The sequence below is a fragment of the Pyrococcus sp. ST04 genome (assembly GCF_000263735.1).
Classification (GTDB): Archaea; Methanobacteriota_B; Thermococci; order Thermococcales; family Thermococcaceae; genus Pyrococcus.
In genome coordinates, this window is sequence record NC_017946.1 from 1258719 (window position 1) to 1276406 (window position 17688).

The window sequence follows — 17688 nt, forward strand, 5'->3', positions numbered from 1 at the left end:
AAATTTATGATAGGGAAGAAACTACTCCGTTAATACTTTAATTTCAGAAATCTCCTCTTCCTCTTTCTTTGGAAGACCTCCTGGTCTTGGCTGTTTTCTCCTAGCTTTGAGTTTTTCTAGTTCATTTTTATATTTGACCATGCTATATCCAGTCCATCCGGATACTATTACAAGAGCTATTACTATGAACGTCAAGACATCTACCAAACTGACTCCTTTTGGACTTTCTTTGTTACTTTCTTTCAAGTATTCCTTAGTTATGTTTGCTATTTCCTCTGCTAAATACGTTGCATTCTCCTGGGAAGCCAAAACTTCCTTTATGAACTCTGGTAATTCCTCCGGGGATGGATATTTCTCGATAACTTTAGTATTTTCTTTAACTATTATCCTCGGTGGAACACTGTTTATCAGGACAGTATTAGGATACTCTATCGTGTGCCATCCTCCTAAGGGATCTTGGAACTTTAGAACGACTTTTAGGGGGTAGACTCCCTGTTTAAGAACAAGATATTGGGAGTCCACAACCTTCTCTTCACCAGCCTTTAGTGTCCCTATCTCAATTACATCTTTTCCATCTAAGAAATCTCCAAGAGATACAAGGAGCGAAGCATTCTTTATGAACTCGTATTCATTGTTATTTCCGTAAGCCTTTATTGTAAACCTCAATTTTACTGTCGAGTTTTCTTTTGCAATCACGTAGTTGCTCCAGGAGGAATTTGAAAATCCTTCAACATTTAGGCTTATTCTGGGAACTGCATAGACATTTATTTTCTCTATAACATTTGATTTCACCGTTATCTTTCTTCCAGCTTCGTCATAGTACTCAACGATAACGGGACCCAACGTATATGTCCCAACTGCCTTTGGCTTTAAGGTGTACACTAAAACTGGCATCTCGGAAAATGCCTCTAAGGTATTTAATGTCCATGCTCCGATTCCACTCCTGAGCTCGAAGTTATTTGGAACGGGGGCAACTACTCTAACTTGAAATGCATTTCCTCTTCCTTCATTCTTTACTTTAATGAAAACTATAAGCTCGTCACCACCAAGCAAGAGATCCTTTGTGCTAACCTTGAGTTCGGCTGTGACTTTTGCAGATCTTATTATTGGCTTTGCTATGGCCCCCAAAGGAGCGTACACCTTTACATAAGTCCTGTTGTAAGTCATGTCAACGGAATTTGGAGGAATTTCAATCCTGAGAGGTGCTTTCGTGCAAAGATAAATGTTTCCTTCTCTAACGGAGAATTCTTCTAAGGTTTTTCCTTTGCTGTCTAGTACGGCAAACCTAGAGTAATATCCAACGCTTTTTAGCAAAATATTGTATTTTGTATTATTGTACTCTATAGTTAAGTTCTCCCCCACGTAAAGTATATCGCTATACACAAGCTGAGTTGCTTCAGTAGGTGTTAACTGCTCTTCTTCCTCGGTTTCTTCTGGGGGCTTAATTACTTGAGGATTTGAAAATACAAATTTTGGAACGTATATATCAACTACTGCCTCATCATCTTTTTTTGCACTAACGAGGGTTATCACTAAGAAAGGAGACTGAACAAAGTCGGAATTCAATCTATATGGTACTTTTATTGGGGAGTCTTTTTCTAGGAGTTTATCGACAGTCTCTCCATCCGGATATGTTATCCTAAACTTTGCTTGAGTATCGGAGGGAACGTCAAGAAGTTTTATGGAGAACTTTGGAAAGAGTTTTGGAAGAGTGTAGGAGTCACCTTCATTTAAGACCATGTTATCTTCGAGTAGTTTCATAGGAGTTGAGAGCTTCACATAAACTACGCCTTTATCCTTCCATATCCCGCTAATTTTAATTGCCAGAAGGATATTATCTTGAGATGGATAGTATCCAGTTTCGTCTTCTGCTAATATGAACGTTTTCATTGGATTATTATTCTCATATACCCTTATCTTTACCTTTGTCCAGTCAACGTCAACGTCTTCAAATTTCACAAGGTATTTCTCTGAGAACTTTATCCCCCAACCTAATTTTAACCCAATCGTTGTCAGACTTGAATACATTGTTTCTTCTCCCTTCACTTTTGGTATAAACAACATTGAAGAGCCAATTAGGATAAGTAGAATTAGTACACCCGCTTTTCTCATCCTCTCCCAACCCCCATTATTTGATGATTCTTAAGTTTAGAATTTTTGATAAGTATAAAGCTCTTTTGGTTAATCCCAAAACTTCCTTGTCCTTATATATTTCTTCTCAAGCTCCATTAATTCGGAAATAAGTTGTGATCTTGGAATGCTTGCAAGAACCCTACTCGCTGTTTTAACACCAACACCATAAGTTGCCAATGCCAAAACTGCATTTTCTCCATAAGTTCTATACAAGTCTGAAGCCTTTAGTCCTCTAAGGTAAACCCTTTCCTCCTCTGCACTAAGTCTCATTTTATTCTTAACTTTTTTAAGAACCTTTAAGAATTCCTCAGCATCTTTGGGATGAAGAGGAGCTAACATGAGTGATCCACACTTTGGACATGTTACATTCCCTCTCCCAATCACTCTCCCAACTTTTGTTCTCCAATGCCATCCACAATTGGTACAAACCATGACAATATCTTTTTCAAGCAACTTCTGATAGAACATTTCTCTTAGATCCTCTTCTGTGAACGGGCCAGAAATCAAAAATTCCCCAAGGAAGTTCATGTATGGGAGAGCTAAAATGCTTGGCTTTTCATTAATTGTAGTTTTTATCCTTAAGAATCCCTCTCTTATGCTTCTGATAATTTGTATACTCGTTGGAATGTCAACTTTTTCTTGAAATATCTCATTTAGAGTTTCTTTTTCAATAATAGTCCCTTCAAACAACTTTTCTATGCTTTTAACCTTTGCTCGCTTCGAGAGTGCCCCAATCCTTTTAGCAACATTGATCATCTTCCATCTATATATTGAGCTAAACTTAGCCCCTTTTATCACAAGCTCAGGAATTCCTTCTGGGGGAATAACGGAGATAAAATCTGCGATTTCTTGTGGATTTAATTTGAAAGGTGCTTTTATAACTATTGCATGAGCATACGCTTTCATTGAAAATATGTTCCCATATTTTGAGGAAAGAAGAACCCAGAGAATCCTCGCTAGAGTTTCATTAACTTTATTCCCAAAGCTTGCATGAATTATTGCTATCTTTCCCACCACCTCAATAACAATATCCCTATCTGTGGAGAGCAAACTTCCCTTGAGCTCTTCTACAACCCTTCTAATATCTTCATCTTCAAACTCAACTCCCTCTATTAGTTTGACTCCCCTAGAAATATCATATAAGAGTTCCCTTTTGAGAACGCCCGTATCTCTAGCAACCTCATAGGGGACGGGTATTAGTTCCCCCTCCCAGCTAGGTATGGCACCTTCGATATTCCCAGACTCTCTGACCTTAACTATCTCCCCGTCCCTATCGATTTCTAGCACAATCCAACTCCGCCCATGCATTATAAATTCAACACCTTCTTCAAGCTCTATCACGAAGTTTTCGTCTAGTCGACCAATAATTTTTCCAGATACAACGTCTAATACCTTGTAGCTGATCTCGTCCGGTATCATTGATAGGTTATCAAAATAGTATTTATACGATCTCCTACCAAGCTTTAGTTTTCCTTCCACGATTTTTATTATCCCTGCCTCCTCAAGAAGTCTCAGAACTTCTAGGTAATCCTCCCAAGAGAGATTCTTGTAAGGATATGTTGATTTTGCAATTCTATATGGTTCACTAATGCTAATTTCCTTATACTCTATTAATAATCCAACCACAAAGTGGGCCAAAACATCCCTAGCATTCATATAAGGTCTTACGGGTTCGAGTTTTCCTTCAAGTGCCCTCTTCGCAATGACAAGGCTTTCAAGGTAGTCTTCCGGACTTGTTGTAATTATATAAGCCTCGCTAGTCTCACTAAGCCTATGTTTACTTCTTCCTGCCCTCTGAATCAACCTATTGACTTGTCTTGGGCTCATATATTGAACAACAACGTCAACGTCCCCAATGTCAATGCCTAACTCCATTGAAGATGTACAGACCAAAGCCTTTACTTCTCCATTCTTAAGTTTCTTCTCCGCTTCTATTCTAGCATCCCTTGAAAGACTACCGTGATGAACTTCAACAGGTTTTCCCCATGCTTTAAGTCTATGTGCCAAAACTTCAGCGAACTGCCTAGTGTTTACAAAAATTAGTGCCCTTCTGTAGTTCTCAACTATATTCCACAACGTTCTTAACCTAGCAGCGACATCTGAAGGAATCTTTAATCTCTCAGCGAGCTTTTCATCTTCCTCAGATATTCTCGGATATAGGACTTTAAACTTGTACTTCTTCTTTAGCCTTGGCCTTACAATAACATCAGCCTTTAACCATTCTCTAATTTCTTCCTCATTACCCACGGTAGCCGATAATCCAATCCTTATGAAATCAGAAATTAGCCTGAGCCTTTCTAGGTTTAGAATCAGCTGAACTCCCCTTTTATTGTCAACGAGTTCCGCAATTTCATCTATTATCACAAATTTCACGTTTCTAAGGAATGGTCGGAGAGATTTCATTGTCAATATTATTGGCAAAGTTTCTGGCGTTACTATCAAAATATGGGGAGGATTCCTTACTTGCCTTGCCCTTTTTGACTGTGGTGTATCTCCATGCCTAACATCGACCATAACCCCTGTCCTTTTCCCCCACCACATAAGTCTCTCTAAGAGATCCCTATTAAGAGCCTTGAGAGGAGCTATATAAAGGGCAGATATCGGAGGTAAGTTCTCCTCAAGAATAGAATTTATTACAGGGAGAATTGCGGCCTCAGTTTTACCACTACCTGTCGGGGCTATTATTAAGGTACTTTTTTTCTCTCCATAGATCCTTCTAAACGCTTCAATTTGAATTTGATTCAGTCTGCCAAATTTTTCTTTGATGGCCTTTCTGATTAAGATGTGCATACCAAGTTACCCAATAAAAACTCACTTAAAAGTATATGGTAATTATTTGTGTATGTACAGGAAAGGTGCAAATAGCGAAAGGGAATTAATTAAGATGCTCGAAAAACATGGATTTGCAGTAGTTAGATCAGCAGGAAGTAAGAAGGTAGATCTTGTAGCAGGGAATGGGAAAAAATTCCTCTGTATAGAGGTTAAGTCTACAAAAAAGGATAAGATATACATAAAGAAAGAGGACATAGAAAGACTCGTTTCGTTTTCTAGAAAATTTGGAGGAATTCCAGTATTAGCGGTAAAATTCATCGGAAATGGGTGGAAGTTTATGAATGTGGAGAAAATTGAGACGATTAGGTTTAGCATTAATGATGGAGATCCTCTAGAAGTATTTTTGGGAATTCAAAGAAAGTTGGGGGATGAAAGATGAAAAAACATCATGTTGTGGCTCTAATGTTCTGGATTGGGATTATGATTTGCTCAACAATACCTTCCATCTCTGCGCAGCCTGTGCTAATTGTAAAAGTGTCTCCAGATAAAATAGAAGCTCTCCCCAATCAAACCGTTACCATTAATGTCACGATAACTAACCTTGGAAACGCTTCTGCAAGTAATGTAACGGTTTTTGCACTTGACGATATAAAGGGCGTAATATTCACTCAAGGCTTTATAAAAGAAATACCCCCTAACGGCACCGTAACACTTCCCATTACTATATACATCCTAAAAGCTGAAGCCGGAGTATATACGGTTAGAATTGGAGCAAGAGTCGGTAACCAGCTTAGTATTGGAGAGTTCTCTATTAAAGTTAAGTCAGTGATAAATTATACCGTGGATATCTTGGGAGATAAGAAATTTCTTTATGGCAAAAATGTAACTTTGACAGCAAAAATCCTCTCAACTTCGAATGTACTGTTATATGGAAATGTTGAGATAGTAGTTAGGAAGGGAGAAGAAACTATTAGAAAGTTTTCCGATAAGGTTATGATACAACCCTGGGGAGAATGGAAGAAGAAAATAGCGTTAGGAAATCTTCCTCTAGGCGAGTACAGAGTAGAGATTAAAACCGATTTTTATGGAAGAAAAGAAGCCAAGGTTTTTATGTTTGAAGTCTATAGAAGGCCCCTCACCTATACAGCTTATTTTGAAAACGGAGAGATATTAGTTAAGGTTTACAGAAAAGACACGAAGGAACCCGTAAGTGGAATAAAGGTTGTTATTGGAAATTCGACTTTCTTTACCGACTACAATGGACTTGTTGAATATAGTGTAAAAGCCCCTGGTCTATATATGATTCGAGTATATCTTGACGGTGTAATAAGTGAGAGTATAGTTAGGGTTGAGAAGCCGATAATAGTTGCATACACAGAAAACAATAGTTTAATTGTTAAAGTCGTTGACTCTTTAGGTTATCCGATAGGAAATATCACGGTGAAGGTTTCCAGTATAAGGGGAGTGTTCTACAATGTAACAAACTCTGAGGGAATCTGTGCATTTAATGTATCAAGAATCGGAAGTGGAAAGATACAGATATCTGTGGAAAGTTTGAAATATCTGCCTTCGTCAATCGAAATAAATGTGCTACCACAAAAAAAGACGATGACAATACCAAAAACTACAGAGTTAACGAAAACAGAAACTAAGAAGATAGTGCATACAATAACAGTAACTCAAGAAATCAAGGGTAAGACCATAATAGACAGATGGATAGTAATTATTCTCGGCCTGTTCTTTGTCACATTAGGAGGAAGTTCATATCTCGCGTTCTTTAGACCAATAATCACAGAGGATAGAATAGAGAAGTATTACTTCATTAAAGTCAAAGCTCCCAGACTAATCCCCCTGAAAAATTTCAGCTACGAAATTCTTGCAAGTGCAAAAGAGGCTTGGACAAATAAGGGAAAAGTCAGAATCGAAGATAGCAGAATAATCTGGGAGATTGAGGAATTAGAGCCAGGAGAAGAAGCCATATTACAAATAGTTCTTGCATAGATTATAAATTTCTTCTGCTATTTTTGATTTACCTCCAAGCCTCCTATATTCCCAATACAATTTCTCAACTTCTTTAAAGAGCCTAGTACCAATAGGGAGGTTCTTTTTTAGTGCATATAGGGCTCTACTCCCAATAACCCCCAACTCAATAAGATAGTTATCTGCCCTACTTATTGGCCTAGGGGTTTTTTGTGTGATTCCAACATAGATAGGGGAAACTTTACATTTTCTAGCTAGACTTTCTCCTAGGGAATCTTTCACACTTATAACTTTACAGTCAGCATGTCCCTCTACCCAAGGATATCCTGCAACTCTATTCAGCTCCAATTTCTCACACTTTTCAAGCTTTAGGGATATGGGAAAATTAAAAGCAAGAGCAACTAGAATCTCTGGGTCATCGATTATTTGAATTACAACAGAGTTATCCTTTTTGAGGTCATCAAAGCTTTTACCTTGGAAAATTTTAAAATATAAAAATTTCCCAATCCTTGTAATACCCACTGGAGTCATGTTTGACCTTGTTATTAAAAGGACCTCGTACACCTTACTTTCTTCGGGAAATAGCTTTTCTATCATCGCCAGGATTATCTAGCAATTCTAGCAAGTTCAGCCGAATCTACAACTATTACTTCTCCTATGCTTTTGATGGCTCTCATCGGGATAACTAATAAACCATCGTCAGTAACTGTGAAAGAGCTTAAATCAAGATCCTCATCTGGATCGACGAGAATCGCTAATATCTCTCCCTTTTCACCCTGACTACCATCCTCATCAAATAGGATATCATAAAGCCATCCAAGTCTTATCCCAGTGTCAGTGATTAGCTCAACATCCCTCAGCTTTGATGCCCTTATCCTAACCATAGCTCATCCCTAAAATTTGTTAAAATGAGAGTATAAAAATGTTGTTAATATTTCTTGAGCTCAGGAATGACTTCTTCGAGCTCCTTCTTAAGTTCAGTTGCGATCTTGTCTAGAAAGCTTCTACCTTTTGGAGTTACTACCCTACCCTTTCCTGGAACCTTTTCAACGAATCCTGCAGCCTCTAGTTGCTGGAGAGCCTTCCTTATTATGCTACCTCCAGCCTTATAGAATTTCTCTGGAGCGTGACCCCTATTTTTCCTTCCACCATAGTACGTCCTAAGCCTCTCAATACCAACCGGGCCATCAATGTAAACTCTCCTCAATATTGAAGCCACCCTGTAGTACCACCAGTCCTCCTGTTCTGGAAGCCTCTCCTTGTGCCTGCCGGTCTTGACGAACGGTGCCCATTCTGGAGGCTTTATCTCAGGGATTTCCTTAAGCCTCTGAGCAACCCTCTCAACTAAAAGATCACCAGGAACATCATAAACTGTTGCCATCTTTCAACCCCTCCTCCCTCTTTTGAATTTCTTTCTGAACTCGAGGACATCGAGCTTGATCTTGCGAATTGGTTCTTCCTTAACTTTTTTCTTTGATTGCTCCTTCATTTGGAGCCTCTTTAAATACCTTTCCCAACCCTCTCTCGGCTTGAATAATATAAACCTTTTGCCCCTAACCTCAAGCAACTCGCTATCAGTCAGCTCCGCCACTTTCTCCGCAATTTCCTTTCTTGTCATCTTGGTCGCTATAAGCGCGCCCTTTCTTATTTCAACTTTTAGCACACCTGTTCTGGCTAGCTGAGTTTCGATCTCCTTGATTACACTATCTTCAAGCCCTCTCTTTCCAATCCACGCCCTAGGCTCAATATCATAATATCTCGCCCTAAGAGCTCGCCTAATTTTTCCTGGTAGCCTTTTAGTGACCATAACATCTCACCCTTGTTTCAACAATTTCTAGTTGGCTTTTAAAGGTGTCGGAGTTGGGAATAAAATTTATAAGGTTATTTCAGATTTAGCCCAAAATGGACACGAGCCGGGATAGCCTAGCCTGGTGGGGCGGGGGACTCGTAATCCCCAGGTCCCGGGTTCAAATCCCGGTCCCGGCTCCACAGTTTTCCCTCGACAAAAACTTTAAATATCCTCCATGAACTCAAACCCTATCGGGAGTGCCGCGGTAGCCTAGCCTGGTAGGGCGCCGGCCTGCTAAGCCGGTGGGCGTGGTCCCGCCGGGGTTCAAATCCCCGCCGCGGCGCCATTCTATTACTGCAATGCCGGGATAGCCTAGAGGCCAGGCGGGGGACTGCAGATCCCCTCTACCCGGGTTCAAATCCCGGTCCCGGCTCCATCCTATTCTTTATTAAGTAAGCCATGAGAAGAGCAAAGGAGGTATAGAAAAGAGAAAATCATGAAGATAGCTTCTCCTTCATGAACTTCTCAAATCTATCCATAGCTTCTTCAAGAACTTCGATTGGAGGTAAGAATACCGCTCTAAAGTGGCCTTTACCGTATTCTCCAAATCCTGAACCATGGACAAAGAGCACATGAGCATTGTGAAGAACATCGAGAACAAACTCTTTATCACTCTTCCAAGGCCCTTCTTCAATCTTGGGGAATATGTAGAATGCTCCCTGAGGTTTAGTTGTACTAATCCCGGGAATCTCATTAAGTCTCTTGTAAATGAAGTCCCTTCTTTCCTTAAGCTTCTTCATGTACTCTTCTAGGTAATCCATTGGCCCTTTCAACCCTGCTATTGCAGCAAACTGTGCCGGTGTGTTTGGACAAAGTCTTATTCTGGCCAGTTTGTCAATGGCTTCTTTAACTTCAGCCAGCTTGTTTTCTGGATCTACAAAGTACATGTATCCCAATCTCCACCCAGTAGCAAAGTACACTTTGGAAAGGCCGTTCATAACTATAACGGGAACATCTTTTGTTATGGATCCAGGAGAAACGTGTTTTCCTTCATAGGTCATTAAGTCATATATTTCATCGCTTATTACTGGCAAATCATACTCTCCTGCAACATCAAGAATCTCCTTTAAGGTTTTCTTTTCATAAAGAGCCCCGGTTGGGTTATTTGGATTTATAACAGCTATAGCTTTTGTCTTCTCAGTAATTTTCTTTCTGAGATCATCTATGTCTGGCTGCCATCCGTTTTCTTCAACGGTTCTATACTCTATAGGAACTCCTCCTAGGAACTTAACTAGGCCAGTATATGGAGGATAGCTAGGCCCAGGGATTAACACTTCGTCCCCAGGATCCAAAAGAGCCCCAAACAACAGCTGTAAAGCTTCTGTAACTGCCGCAGTTACTCTCACGTCATCTGGGGTTATATCAACTCCATTTTTCTTCTTTTCTCTTTCTACTATAGCCTCTCTAAGCTCCAAGAGGCCCTCACTATCTCCATAGTAGTTATGACCCTCTTTTATTGCCCTACAGTATGCCTCCTTCATGTGTTCGGGTGGTTGGAAGTCAAATTTTACTGGATCACCTATGTTAAGTCTTATTACTTTAATTCCTTTCTTTTCAAGTTCTCTGGCAGGTAAAACAACGTCTCTAATCGCATACTCAACAGAGAGAGCCCTTTTAGAAGCCCTAATCATATTCCCACCATGAAATATTATGCATAAATTAGTTAAATCCTTTGCCATGAAATATTTTAGGTAGTGAATTGTGGAAAATGGAAAACATAGGAAAATTCTAGAAGAATGTTCTAGAGAACTTGAGGTGTTGGAACCTAAAATAGCCAAAAAAATTAGAGAGCTGCAGAATTTAACTCCAAAGGACGCTTTCTTAGAATACCTTAGGCTTCTCGATGAAGTTAGTAGGATGAAAATAGGAAAGAGAAAAAAGAACTCAATCCTCCTTACATTATGGAAATATGGAGAAAAATTGGAGACAATTGTTAACCCTGAGCAAAAACATTTTTTGAAATTCCAGTATAAGTTTAGGAGGTTTAGGTTCATAGACTTTAATATTCTCGGCCTATTCTTTATTGTCTTTCTATTGATGCCTGCACTATCTTCATTTCTCTGGAATTTCCAAAATGATCATGTTATTATTAACAAGCATGAAGTTGTAACTTTTAATGAGAACTTATGCAGGTACAGAACTGCATGGCTCTACGATTTTAGAGCTTCTATGGTATGTGTACTGATCTACAGATATGGAAACGTAAGAATAAAGCTAAATACCACGAATCCTTGGGAGGCAGCAATGGAAGTAGAAAAATTGATTTCTCGTATTCCATATGATTATGGTAGGCTAAAAAGCGTCGTTACATATATACAAACACCAGAAGAAACTATTGGAAGAAAAATAGGGGTATGTAGTGATTTTGCTCTGTTAATCGCCCAAATTTTCTTATATAACAATATAACACCCGTTTACATCGTTCACACGGTATTCAAGGGGGATGAATCAGGAGGCCATGCAGCTGCGGCCATAATGTACAATGGAACCCTTTGGATAGTTGATTGGGGGTCTAACCCAACAAAGTTCGAAACGTTTGTCGAGAAAATTGGAAGAATATGGGAAGTAAGAGAAATCAGGATCTACAAGATCACAAAAAGTGCGATAATTTTAGATAGAATTTATAAAGCAAAGCTTGAGAACGACCAGTGGAGATTCGCATACTTCCTTACTATCGCCATCGGAATATTCCTAATGAAGAGAAAGGAGTGGTGGTTAATTTAACGCGAGAGGGGGTGGTTGTAATGAAGAATCCTTTTGAAAGAATGCCCACAGTACTTACCGCTGATGAATTAATAGACAAGGCGTTTAGAAGAGCTGAGAGAGCAGCATCAGCCTTTAAACCTAGAGGAGATAAAGTTAAGAAAGCAAGACAGAGAGAAGAGCTCAGAATAAGAACTGTTAGCAATGTTATAAGGGACAACTTAAAAAAAGTGCTCGAAAGAACTCCTGGGTTATCAACCCTTCCCAAATTCTACCAAGAGCTTGTGGATGTTCTGGTTGACAGGGATACATTTCATAAAGCAATGGCTGGAATTGATTGGGCTATAAGAATGGTGAGAGAGCTAGAGGAGAGATATGTGGAGAGGATTAGACACTCCAAGGATCCAGATGAGATGGCTCAGTTAAGAAGACAGTTTTACGGGAGGGTTGCAAGTGTCCTAAGGGACATAGATGACAGGCTCAGATACCTTAACAAAGCCAGGGAAGTCCTTAAGGATTTGCCGGTAGTAGATTTGGAGATCCCAACCGTTGTCATTGCTGGCCATCCAAATGTTGGTAAATCAACCCTCCTAAAGGCCTTAACCACGGCAAAGCCAGAGATTGCCAGTTATCCGTTTACAACCAGGGGAATTAACGTTGGTATTTTTGAAGATGGCTACTTCAAGTACCAAGTGATAGATACCCCTGGCCTACTGGACAGACCTCTTAGTGAAAGAAATGAGATAGAGAAGCAGGCCATATTGGCATTGAAGCATCTTGGAAAGCTTATAGTTTACATTTTTGATCCCAGTGAATATTGTGGATTTCCAATAGAGGAACAGATGCACTTATTCGAAGAGATATATTCTGAATTCAATGAGTTTCCATTCATAGTTGTTCTTAACAAGATAGACATTGCAAAAAAGGAGCAGGTAGAAAAGATTGAGGAATTCGTTAAGAGAAAGGGGCTGGAAGTTTTCAAGATATCGGCCGCAAAGGGAGAGGGGGTTGAAGAACTGAAAAAGAAAATTGTTGAAGTTCTAAGACCCTTGGCTCATGAAGTTGCAAAAAAGAAAATTGAGGAGGAACTAAGAAGATACAGGAGTGCTCTCAACCTTTGAAACTTCCTCCGGTAGAGAGAAGAATGCAACTATCTCCAGTATAGCCGCCACTAGAATAACGATGAGCCCTATCCCTATTATTAACAATATTCCTCCTATGAAGTACAACAGACCTGCAGTCTTGAACATGTCGACACTAGTGTACTGGGCGACCAGCTCGTAACTCTTCTTCCTGAAATATGTTGAAACAACGAACAGTATCCAGAATATAAGGAAGCCTATCAGGATAGAGCCTATGATTGACATCATTTTTGCTGGATGAAGAAGTTCCGATCCTTTTAGTACTGCAATTCCGACACTACCGATCAGTATTCCTATGAAGAGTACGACCCCAATTATCGCTGTTATGAAAGCCTTAAGGAAGTTGTTGAAAATATCCCTGTCACCAGTTTCATCGCTGATTATCTTTATTGCCAAAAATACTAGTACAAGGCCAACTATGGATAAAACAAATCCTACATTGGGGACTAATGGACCAACCAAGTTTAGAATTGCCCCAATACCACCATACAACTTGGCATTGCTCAGTGTCATGCAAATCACCTAGCATCATTACATGCATCTCCTTATAAATATTTACGACTAAAATTCTAAACATTAGTCAACCAAAATTAATCCATACAAAACAGATTCACGGAAGTTTATTGTTACTAGATTTGATAGTTCAATACCAATTGCATCTATGCTTGGTCGAACTTTTTCAGGCATCTTACACATTCCGCTCTCCTCAAATGTGCAAACATCACATAAGTTGCAATTTCCGGGGAATAATGCAATTGCATAAATATTCCCCTGATTGAACAGCTCCTTCTCCTTCTCAAGCAACCATAAAAGCACCTTCCTTTTCTCTTCCTCAAATTTCTCCATGTTGATTTCAAATTTTATTAGAAGGGCCTTTTTATAGTGTTTCACTAGCTCCTTAGTTTCAACCCAACTTGGAACATGAGGAGGACAACTAGGACGTTTTCCATACATAGGACATGTTCTGCACTTCCAAACCGGCCTTGGAGAAACGACAATTTTTGAAGCATCTATCTCCTTTACCCACACCACTTTCATTGCCTATTCCCCTCCCTTTTTATGCAAGGCTTTAAAAAGGATATTTTGTAATCCTAAAATGGTGGTTCACATGATTGAGGTTGGGGAGTACAAAGTAAAAGAAGGATTGTACTACACAAAAGATCATGAATGGGTAAAGGTTCTTGAAGATGGAACAGTACTTGTCGGAATTAGTGACTACGCTCAGAAGGAGTTAGGAGACTTAGCTTACGTAGAACTCCCAGAAATAGGGAAAGAAGTCAACAAGGGAGACGTCCTCTGTGAAGTAGAGAGTGTTAAGGCAGTTAGTGAAGTTTATGCCCCAGTCAGTGGTGAGGTTATTGAAGTTAATGAAGAACTTAGCGATAGTCCAGAAAAAATAAACGAAGATCCCTACGAAGCTTGGATAGCAAAACTGAAGCCAAAGAACTTAGAAGAAGAGTTGAAAGAGTTAATGGACGCTAACGCATATGCGGAGTATCTAAAAACACTTTAAAGTATCTTTCCTTCTTCCTTCATCCTCATAAGCTTTGTAACGTATCCAGCAATCCTGTTCCTTATCCTCTTGCTGGTAACGTTCGTTAGCTCCTGAACCTTCTTCTTGTTGTGCTCAAAATCCGTGGTGAACTCATTCGGATACTTGTTAACCAGTTCCCTCGCAACCCTCTTAATGAAACCTTGCCTTATCTTACCCATTTCTCACCACCCCTCTTATTTATCCAAACTCCGCTTGACCGTAGCAGTTTTAAACTTTTACCTATATGCACCGAGCATGATGGATTTACACACCCACACAAGATACTCAGATGGGCTGGGTTTGGTTCAGGATAACGTCTCCTGGGCAGAGAAAAGAGGCCTCAAGATAGTTGGAATAAGCGATCATATTCATTTTTTTACTCCATCCACGTTTTCTAAATATATAAGGGAGATAGAAGAGGCCAAAAAGGAAAGTGAAATAACAGTCCTAGCTGGGATTGAAGCCAATATAACGGAGTTTGGTACGGACATAACAGATGAGTTCGCGAAGAAGCTTGACTATGTTATAGCAAGCGTTCATGAATGGTTCAGAGAGGGGGAGGTGCACAAGTACTTGGAGTATGTTAAAGCCGGAATAATGGATGACAACGTTGACATAATAGGACACTTTGGTAATACATTTCCCTGGATTGGATATCCCACGTGGGAGGATGTCCTGGAAATAATAAAGCTTGCCGAGGAACACGGGAAGGCTTTTGAAATAAGCTCAAGGTACAAGGTTCCAGATCTTGAATTCATAAAAGAGTGCATCAAGAGAGGGGTTAAACTTTCACTAGCTACAGACGCCCACAGGCCAGAAGATGTTGGAAAAATTCAATGGAGCCTAAAGATGTTTGAAAAAGCAGGAGGAAAAAAAGAGGACTTAGTATTCTCAGAGTATCTCTAAAACTTCCTTGGCTATATCTCCAATTTTGACCCATTTTCTTCCCTTGAAAGGTAGTATTACCTTATCTTCAACCTCAACAAACTCTGAGATTTTATCCTTAAATTCTGAAAGTCTAAGCTCCTTTATTATTAGTAAAGCGAATGCAACTAGATTCTTATCCCCCTCACTGATCATTCTTTCCACAACTCTCTTGAATTCATTCTTAAATTTTTCACCTTCTTTACTTGCTATTTCCATTGAAAGGCCCATTGCCCCTTCTCTTACGTAGGGGTTTTTTGAAAATAAGAGGGAGAGTACTTTCTCAACTAATTCTGGTGTAATGTTTATCGAAGTAGGGCTCTCCCTAAGGACAGTCATTAGAACAAACAGTGAATCCCCGACTGTTCCAGGATTTTCATCCGAAAGAAGTTCTATTAAGTATTGGACTGTCTTTTTATCTTTTATAGCCTTCTCAACAACCTCGTCCATCTTGTTGTCTTCCATGAGCTTTTTTATTTTATCCCTCCCTTTTTTACCAAATGAAAATATTACCACGTTCCCCCACCTTAGTTTCAAGAATAATAAAAAGAAAATTTAAACCTTGTTCCATAAATTTAATCAAGCATCCCTAAAACCTTGTCGACTTCATTGGCAACTTCTACATCGAAGAGATGAAGTGTTGGCAATGTCCAGTAAAGTCTGTAATTGTGCACTTTGTCTTCCTCACCAAAATACTGGAACACAAATCTTCCAAACCCCATTAAATCTCTGTGAATATCTCTAACTTCCCTAAGAACTCTCCTAACCTTTGGAGGATATTCTTCGTAGGGTAGGGGAATTGACTTCACAAAAACATTGTCCTTGTAAAAGTCCGTTGTCAAACCAACAGCTCTTACGGATTTCAATAGTTGGGTGAGCTTTTCCTTCTCCCAAAATCTCTTAAGTATTATTCTTGGATCCTCTTTAGCAAGTGGAAACTTTGTATCTTCTTCCTCTAGCCAAAACTCTAAGTAAGGCTGTCCTTTTTCAATAACTATCCTCGCAAGTAGCCTTGCATTCTCTGGTATCTCTGTCTGAGTTTCTTCAATGTGATACTCCTTTCCTCCGACTGTATATGTTTCACCTTCCTCCCTCTCTCCTATGCCAGAAACGAAGTATGCTCTTTCTCCTTCTATTGTTCCTAAATGGAGATCATATCCCCATGCCTTGAGATCCCTCATCTTAAACCTTCTCTCAGACGGAACAACTCCTGGGTTCTCAATAATATAGTAACCCTCCAGCATCTTTTCTTCACCAATAGTTATTAAAACATTGAACCTTTTAAATGTTTGGGCCAATGCGTTTTTATACCCCAAAAATCATCCAAAACCCATGAACACAGTTATAGTGAGGTACGGTGAGATTGGAACAAAGTCAAGACAAACCAGGACTTGGTTCGAGAGGATACTAATCAACAACATTAGGGAAGCCCTAACTACCGAAGAAATAGAATATAAGAGCGTGTTTGCAAAACATGGAAGAGTTATAGTTAGAACGAACAATGCCGAGGAAGCCTCAAAAGTGTTATTAAGGGTTTTTGGAATAGTGTCACTCTCGCCAGCCTTAGAGGTTGATGCATCACTCGACAAAATAAACAAGACTGCACTAACCCTATTTAGGAGGAAAAAGAGGCAACTAAATATAGACAAGCCAAGATTCAGGGTAACCGCAAGAAGAATCACAAAGGAGTTTCCCTTGAACAGTATAGAGCTACAAGCTAAGGTCGGGGAGTTTATACTAGAGAATGAAGAAAGTGTGGTAGATCTCCATAATTACGATATAGAGGTTGGCATAGAAATTATGGAAGGGAAAGCATACATATTTACTGAAAAGATAAAGGGATGGGGAGGGCTTCCAATAGGAACCCAAGGAAAGATGATTGGATTATTAAGCGGAAAAAATTCAGCGCTAGCAATGTTTCTCATGATGAAAAGAGGTGTAGAGATAATACCAGTTCATATAAGAGAAAGCGAAGAATCTGTCGAAAATGCAAGAAAACTATGGAATATTCTTGAGATGTACAACTATGGAGGGAAAGGAAGACTGATAGTTGTGGACACCATTACCTCAGTAAAAAAGATTATTAGAGAGTTTGGAGCCAAAGGGATAGTAAAAGGGAGCAGAAAGGAGCTCAATGAGGAATTTGAAAATGAAATAATGGAAGATAAAAGGCTTTTCAGTGTTCCTGTATACTACCCATTAGTCGCGCTTCCAGAAGATTATATTAAGGACGTTGCTAGGCGGATTCCTCTGTAGCATCACTCTCCTCAGCTACAATTCCCCCCTCCTCTCCTCCATTATGGAGCTCATGGATTTCAAATAACTTCAGAGGAACTTTTTTTAGGGCCTTACCTACAACAGCCTTGGCTATCCTTTCAGCATGCTCAAGACTCTGAGCATTAAAGACCTTAAGGGTCAAGTATATGCCCACGAGTCCAACGTCCCCAACAACAAATGCACTCTCAAACTGAGCTCCACATACAGGACACTTTGAGTAACCAATCTCAACCTTCACAAAATCAAGCTTTTCTCTCTCAAGGGCGCTCATAACTTTATTGGCAGCCATCTCTATAGCCTCTTCAACATTTCTCACGTCCTTAACAATTATTGGAGCTTCTAAAACAACTATGTAGTCTCCCATGGCTCCCACC

20 protein-coding genes and 3 tRNA genes are annotated in these 17688 nt (G+C 39.6%); 10 read left to right on the top strand and 13 right to left on the bottom strand.

Features of this window, described 5'->3' with window-relative positions; all coding sequences use genetic code 11:
- Positions 1–21 precede the first annotated feature (21 nt).
- Positions 22–2112, bottom strand: coding sequence for a hypothetical protein (locus PY04_RS06535; RefSeq protein ID WP_048056064.1), 2091 nt, complete (start codon positions 2110–2112; stop codon positions 22–24).
- 69 nt (positions 2113–2181) lie between these two features.
- Positions 2182–4923 carry a DEAD/DEAH box helicase gene (locus tag PY04_RS06540; protein WP_014734351.1) on the bottom strand — a complete coding sequence of 914 codons (2742 nt, stop codon included), beginning with the start codon at positions 4921–4923 and terminating at the stop codon, positions 2182–2184.
- Between the two features lie 52 nt (positions 4924–4975).
- Between PY04_RS06540 and hjc the strand changes: the two genes are divergently transcribed.
- Together hjc and PY04_RS06550 are read left to right on the top strand one after the other, a co-directional pair.
- Complete coding sequence (hjc, locus tag PY04_RS06545) at positions 4976–5344, top strand: Holliday junction resolvase Hjc (RefSeq protein WP_048056065.1); 369 nt, start codon at positions 4976–4978, stop codon at positions 5342–5344.
- On the top strand, positions 5341–6906 hold the full coding sequence (locus PY04_RS06550; protein ID WP_014734353.1) for a CARDB domain-containing protein: 1566 nt from the start codon (positions 5341–5343) through the stop codon (positions 6904–6906). The genes hjc and PY04_RS06550 overlap by 4 nt, the downstream gene beginning before the upstream one ends.
- On the opposite strand, the gene PY04_RS06555 is transcribed toward PY04_RS06550, so the two are convergent.
- The 4 genes from PY04_RS06555 to PY04_RS06570 are packed head-to-tail and all read right to left on the bottom strand — an operon-like array spanning position 6886 to position 8692.
- Positions 6886–7482: a DUF447 domain-containing protein gene (locus PY04_RS06555; protein ID WP_048056066.1), complete on the bottom strand. Its 597-nt coding sequence runs from the start codon at positions 7480–7482 to the stop codon at positions 6886–6888. The two genes, PY04_RS06550 and PY04_RS06555, sit on opposite strands and share 21 nt — an antisense overlap.
- A gap of 8 nt (positions 7483–7490) precedes the next feature.
- Entirely contained in the window at positions 7491–7769 is a 279-nt protein-coding gene (locus tag PY04_RS06560) for a PRC-barrel domain-containing protein (RefSeq protein ID WP_014734355.1), read from the bottom strand.
- 44 nt (positions 7770–7813) lie between these two features.
- Positions 7814–8266, bottom strand: a complete 453-nt coding sequence (locus PY04_RS06565; protein WP_014734356.1) for a 30S ribosomal protein S19e — start codon at positions 8264–8266, stop codon at positions 7814–7816.
- A 3-nt stretch (positions 8267–8269) separates the two neighbouring features.
- Positions 8270–8692 carry a YhbY family RNA-binding protein gene (locus PY04_RS06570; RefSeq protein WP_014734357.1) on the bottom strand — a complete coding sequence of 141 codons (423 nt, stop codon included), beginning with the start codon at positions 8690–8692 and terminating at the stop codon, positions 8270–8272.
- Positions 8693–8797: 105 nt separating this feature from the next.
- Here PY04_RS06570 and PY04_RS06575 point away from each other — a divergent pair.
- The 3 genes from PY04_RS06575 (at position 8798) to PY04_RS06585 (ending at position 9110) form a co-directional block, all read left to right on the top strand.
- Positions 8798–8874: transfer RNA gene (locus tag PY04_RS06575), tRNA-Thr, on the top strand.
- A 59-nt stretch (positions 8875–8933) separates the two neighbouring features.
- A tRNA-Ser gene (locus PY04_RS06580) sits at positions 8934–9020 on the top strand.
- A 15-nt stretch (positions 9021–9035) separates the two neighbouring features.
- Positions 9036–9110: transfer RNA gene (locus tag PY04_RS06585), tRNA-Cys, on the top strand.
- Positions 9111–9168: 58 nt separating this feature from the next.
- Here PY04_RS06585 and PY04_RS06590 read toward each other — a convergent pair.
- The gene (locus PY04_RS06590) at positions 9169–10365 is read right to left on the bottom strand and encodes a pyridoxal phosphate-dependent aminotransferase (protein WP_014734358.1); all 1197 of its coding nucleotides are present in this window, start codon (positions 10363–10365) and stop codon (positions 9169–9171) included.
- Positions 10366–10435: 70 nt separating this feature from the next.
- Between PY04_RS06590 and PY04_RS06595 the strand changes: the two genes are divergently transcribed.
- Together PY04_RS06595 and PY04_RS06600 are read left to right on the top strand one after the other, a co-directional pair.
- A complete protein-coding gene (locus PY04_RS06595; RefSeq protein WP_014734359.1) occupies positions 10436–11458 on the top strand; it encodes a transglutaminase-like domain-containing protein in 1023 nt (340 codons plus the stop codon).
- Between the two features lie 20 nt (positions 11459–11478).
- Positions 11479–12558, top strand: a complete 1080-nt coding sequence (locus PY04_RS06600) for an NOG1 family protein (protein ID WP_014734360.1) — start codon at positions 11479–11481, stop codon at positions 12556–12558.
- On the opposite strand, the gene PY04_RS06605 is transcribed toward PY04_RS06600, so the two are convergent.
- Entirely contained in the window at positions 12526–13092 is a 567-nt protein-coding gene (locus PY04_RS06605) for a DUF996 domain-containing protein (RefSeq protein ID WP_014734361.1), read from the bottom strand. The genes PY04_RS06600 and PY04_RS06605 overlap by 33 nt on opposite strands.
- 63 nt (positions 13093–13155) lie before the next feature.
- Entirely contained in the window at positions 13156–13617 is a 462-nt protein-coding gene (locus PY04_RS06610) for a DUF2284 domain-containing protein (protein ID WP_014734362.1), read from the bottom strand.
- A gap of 70 nt (positions 13618–13687) precedes the next feature.
- Here PY04_RS06610 and gcvH point away from each other — a divergent pair, with 70 nt between their 5' ends.
- Positions 13688–14092, top strand: coding sequence for a glycine cleavage system protein GcvH (gene gcvH, locus PY04_RS06615; protein WP_014734363.1), 405 nt, complete (start codon positions 13688–13690; stop codon positions 14090–14092).
- On the opposite strand, the gene PY04_RS06620 is transcribed toward gcvH, so the two are convergent.
- On the bottom strand, positions 14089–14292 hold the full coding sequence (locus PY04_RS06620) for a 30S ribosomal protein S17e (protein WP_014734364.1): 204 nt from the start codon (positions 14290–14292) through the stop codon (positions 14089–14091). The two genes, gcvH and PY04_RS06620, sit on opposite strands and share 4 nt — an antisense overlap.
- Before the next feature lie 76 nt (positions 14293–14368).
- Here PY04_RS06620 and PY04_RS06625 point away from each other — a divergent pair, with 76 nt between their 5' ends.
- The gene (locus PY04_RS06625; protein WP_048056067.1) at positions 14369–15019 is read left to right on the top strand and encodes a PHP domain-containing protein; all 651 of its coding nucleotides are present in this window, start codon (positions 14369–14371) and stop codon (positions 15017–15019) included.
- Here PY04_RS06625 and PY04_RS06630 read toward each other — a convergent pair.
- Positions 15005–15553, bottom strand: a complete 549-nt coding sequence (locus PY04_RS06630) for a hypothetical protein (protein WP_048056068.1) — start codon at positions 15551–15553, stop codon at positions 15005–15007. The genes PY04_RS06625 and PY04_RS06630 overlap by 15 nt on opposite strands.
- 59 nt (positions 15554–15612) lie before the next feature.
- Positions 15613–16281 carry a TIGR00703 family protein gene (locus PY04_RS06635; RefSeq protein WP_048056069.1) on the bottom strand — a complete coding sequence of 223 codons (669 nt, stop codon included), beginning with the start codon at positions 16279–16281 and terminating at the stop codon, positions 15613–15615.
- 88 nt (positions 16282–16369) lie between these two features.
- Here PY04_RS06635 and PY04_RS06640 point away from each other — a divergent pair, with 88 nt between their 5' ends.
- The gene (locus PY04_RS06640; protein ID WP_048056070.1) at positions 16370–17293 is read left to right on the top strand and encodes a tRNA 4-thiouridine(8) synthase ThiI; all 924 of its coding nucleotides are present in this window, start codon (positions 16370–16372) and stop codon (positions 17291–17293) included.
- On the opposite strand, the gene PY04_RS06645 is transcribed toward PY04_RS06640, so the two are convergent.
- Positions 17274–17678, bottom strand: a complete 405-nt coding sequence (locus PY04_RS06645) for a DUF555 domain-containing protein (protein ID WP_014734369.1) — start codon at positions 17676–17678, stop codon at positions 17274–17276. The genes PY04_RS06640 and PY04_RS06645 overlap by 20 nt on opposite strands.
- Positions 17679–17688: the final 10 nt, after the last annotated feature.

What these genes read in the sequence shown, in the direction of transcription:
- PY04_RS06535 (WP_048056064.1), bottom strand. Translation starts at nt 2,112, where the DNA reads ATGAGAAAAGCGGGTGTACTAATTCTACTTATCCTAATTGGCTCTTCA.
- PY04_RS06540 (WP_014734351.1), bottom strand. Translation starts at nt 4,923, where the DNA reads ATGCACATCTTAATCAGAAAGGCCATCAAAGAAAAATTTGGCAGACTG.
- hjc (WP_048056065.1), top strand. Translation starts at nt 4,976, where the DNA reads ATGTACAGGAAAGGTGCAAATAGCGAAAGGGAATTAATTAAGATGCTC.
- PY04_RS06550 (WP_014734353.1), top strand. Translation starts at nt 5,341, where the DNA reads ATGAAAAAACATCATGTTGTGGCTCTAATGTTCTGGATTGGGATTATG.
- PY04_RS06555 (WP_048056066.1), bottom strand. Translation starts at nt 7,482, where the DNA reads ATGATAGAAAAGCTATTTCCCGAAGAAAGTAAGGTGTACGAGGTCCTT.
- PY04_RS06560 (WP_014734355.1), bottom strand. Translation starts at nt 7,769, where the DNA reads ATGGTTAGGATAAGGGCATCAAAGCTGAGGGATGTTGAGCTAATCACT.
- PY04_RS06565 (WP_014734356.1), bottom strand. Translation starts at nt 8,266, where the DNA reads ATGGCAACAGTTTATGATGTTCCTGGTGATCTTTTAGTTGAGAGGGTT.
- PY04_RS06570 (WP_014734357.1), bottom strand. Translation starts at nt 8,692, where the DNA reads ATGGTCACTAAAAGGCTACCAGGAAAAATTAGGCGAGCTCTTAGGGCG.
- PY04_RS06590 (WP_014734358.1), bottom strand. Translation starts at nt 10,365, where the DNA reads ATGATTAGGGCTTCTAAAAGGGCTCTCTCTGTTGAGTATGCGATTAGA.
- PY04_RS06600 (WP_014734360.1), top strand. Translation starts at nt 11,479, where the DNA reads ATGAAGAATCCTTTTGAAAGAATGCCCACAGTACTTACCGCTGATGAA.
- PY04_RS06605 (WP_014734361.1), bottom strand. Translation starts at nt 13,092, where the DNA reads ATGACACTGAGCAATGCCAAGTTGTATGGTGGTATTGGGGCAATTCTA.
- PY04_RS06610 (WP_014734362.1), bottom strand. Translation starts at nt 13,617, where the DNA reads ATGAAAGTGGTGTGGGTAAAGGAGATAGATGCTTCAAAAATTGTCGTT.
- gcvH (WP_014734363.1), top strand. Translation starts at nt 13,688, where the DNA reads ATGATTGAGGTTGGGGAGTACAAAGTAAAAGAAGGATTGTACTACACA.
- PY04_RS06620 (WP_014734364.1), bottom strand. Translation starts at nt 14,292, where the DNA reads ATGGGTAAGATAAGGCAAGGTTTCATTAAGAGGGTTGCGAGGGAACTG.
- PY04_RS06625 (WP_048056067.1), top strand. Translation starts at nt 14,369, where the DNA reads ATGATGGATTTACACACCCACACAAGATACTCAGATGGGCTGGGTTTG.
- PY04_RS06635 (WP_048056069.1), bottom strand. Translation starts at nt 16,281, where the DNA reads ATGCTGGAGGGTTACTATATTATTGAGAACCCAGGAGTTGTTCCGTCT.
- PY04_RS06640 (WP_048056070.1), top strand. Translation starts at nt 16,370, where the DNA reads ATGAACACAGTTATAGTGAGGTACGGTGAGATTGGAACAAAGTCAAGA.
- PY04_RS06645 (WP_014734369.1), bottom strand. Translation starts at nt 17,678, where the DNA reads ATGGGAGACTACATAGTTGTTTTAGAAGCTCCAATAATTGTTAAGGAC.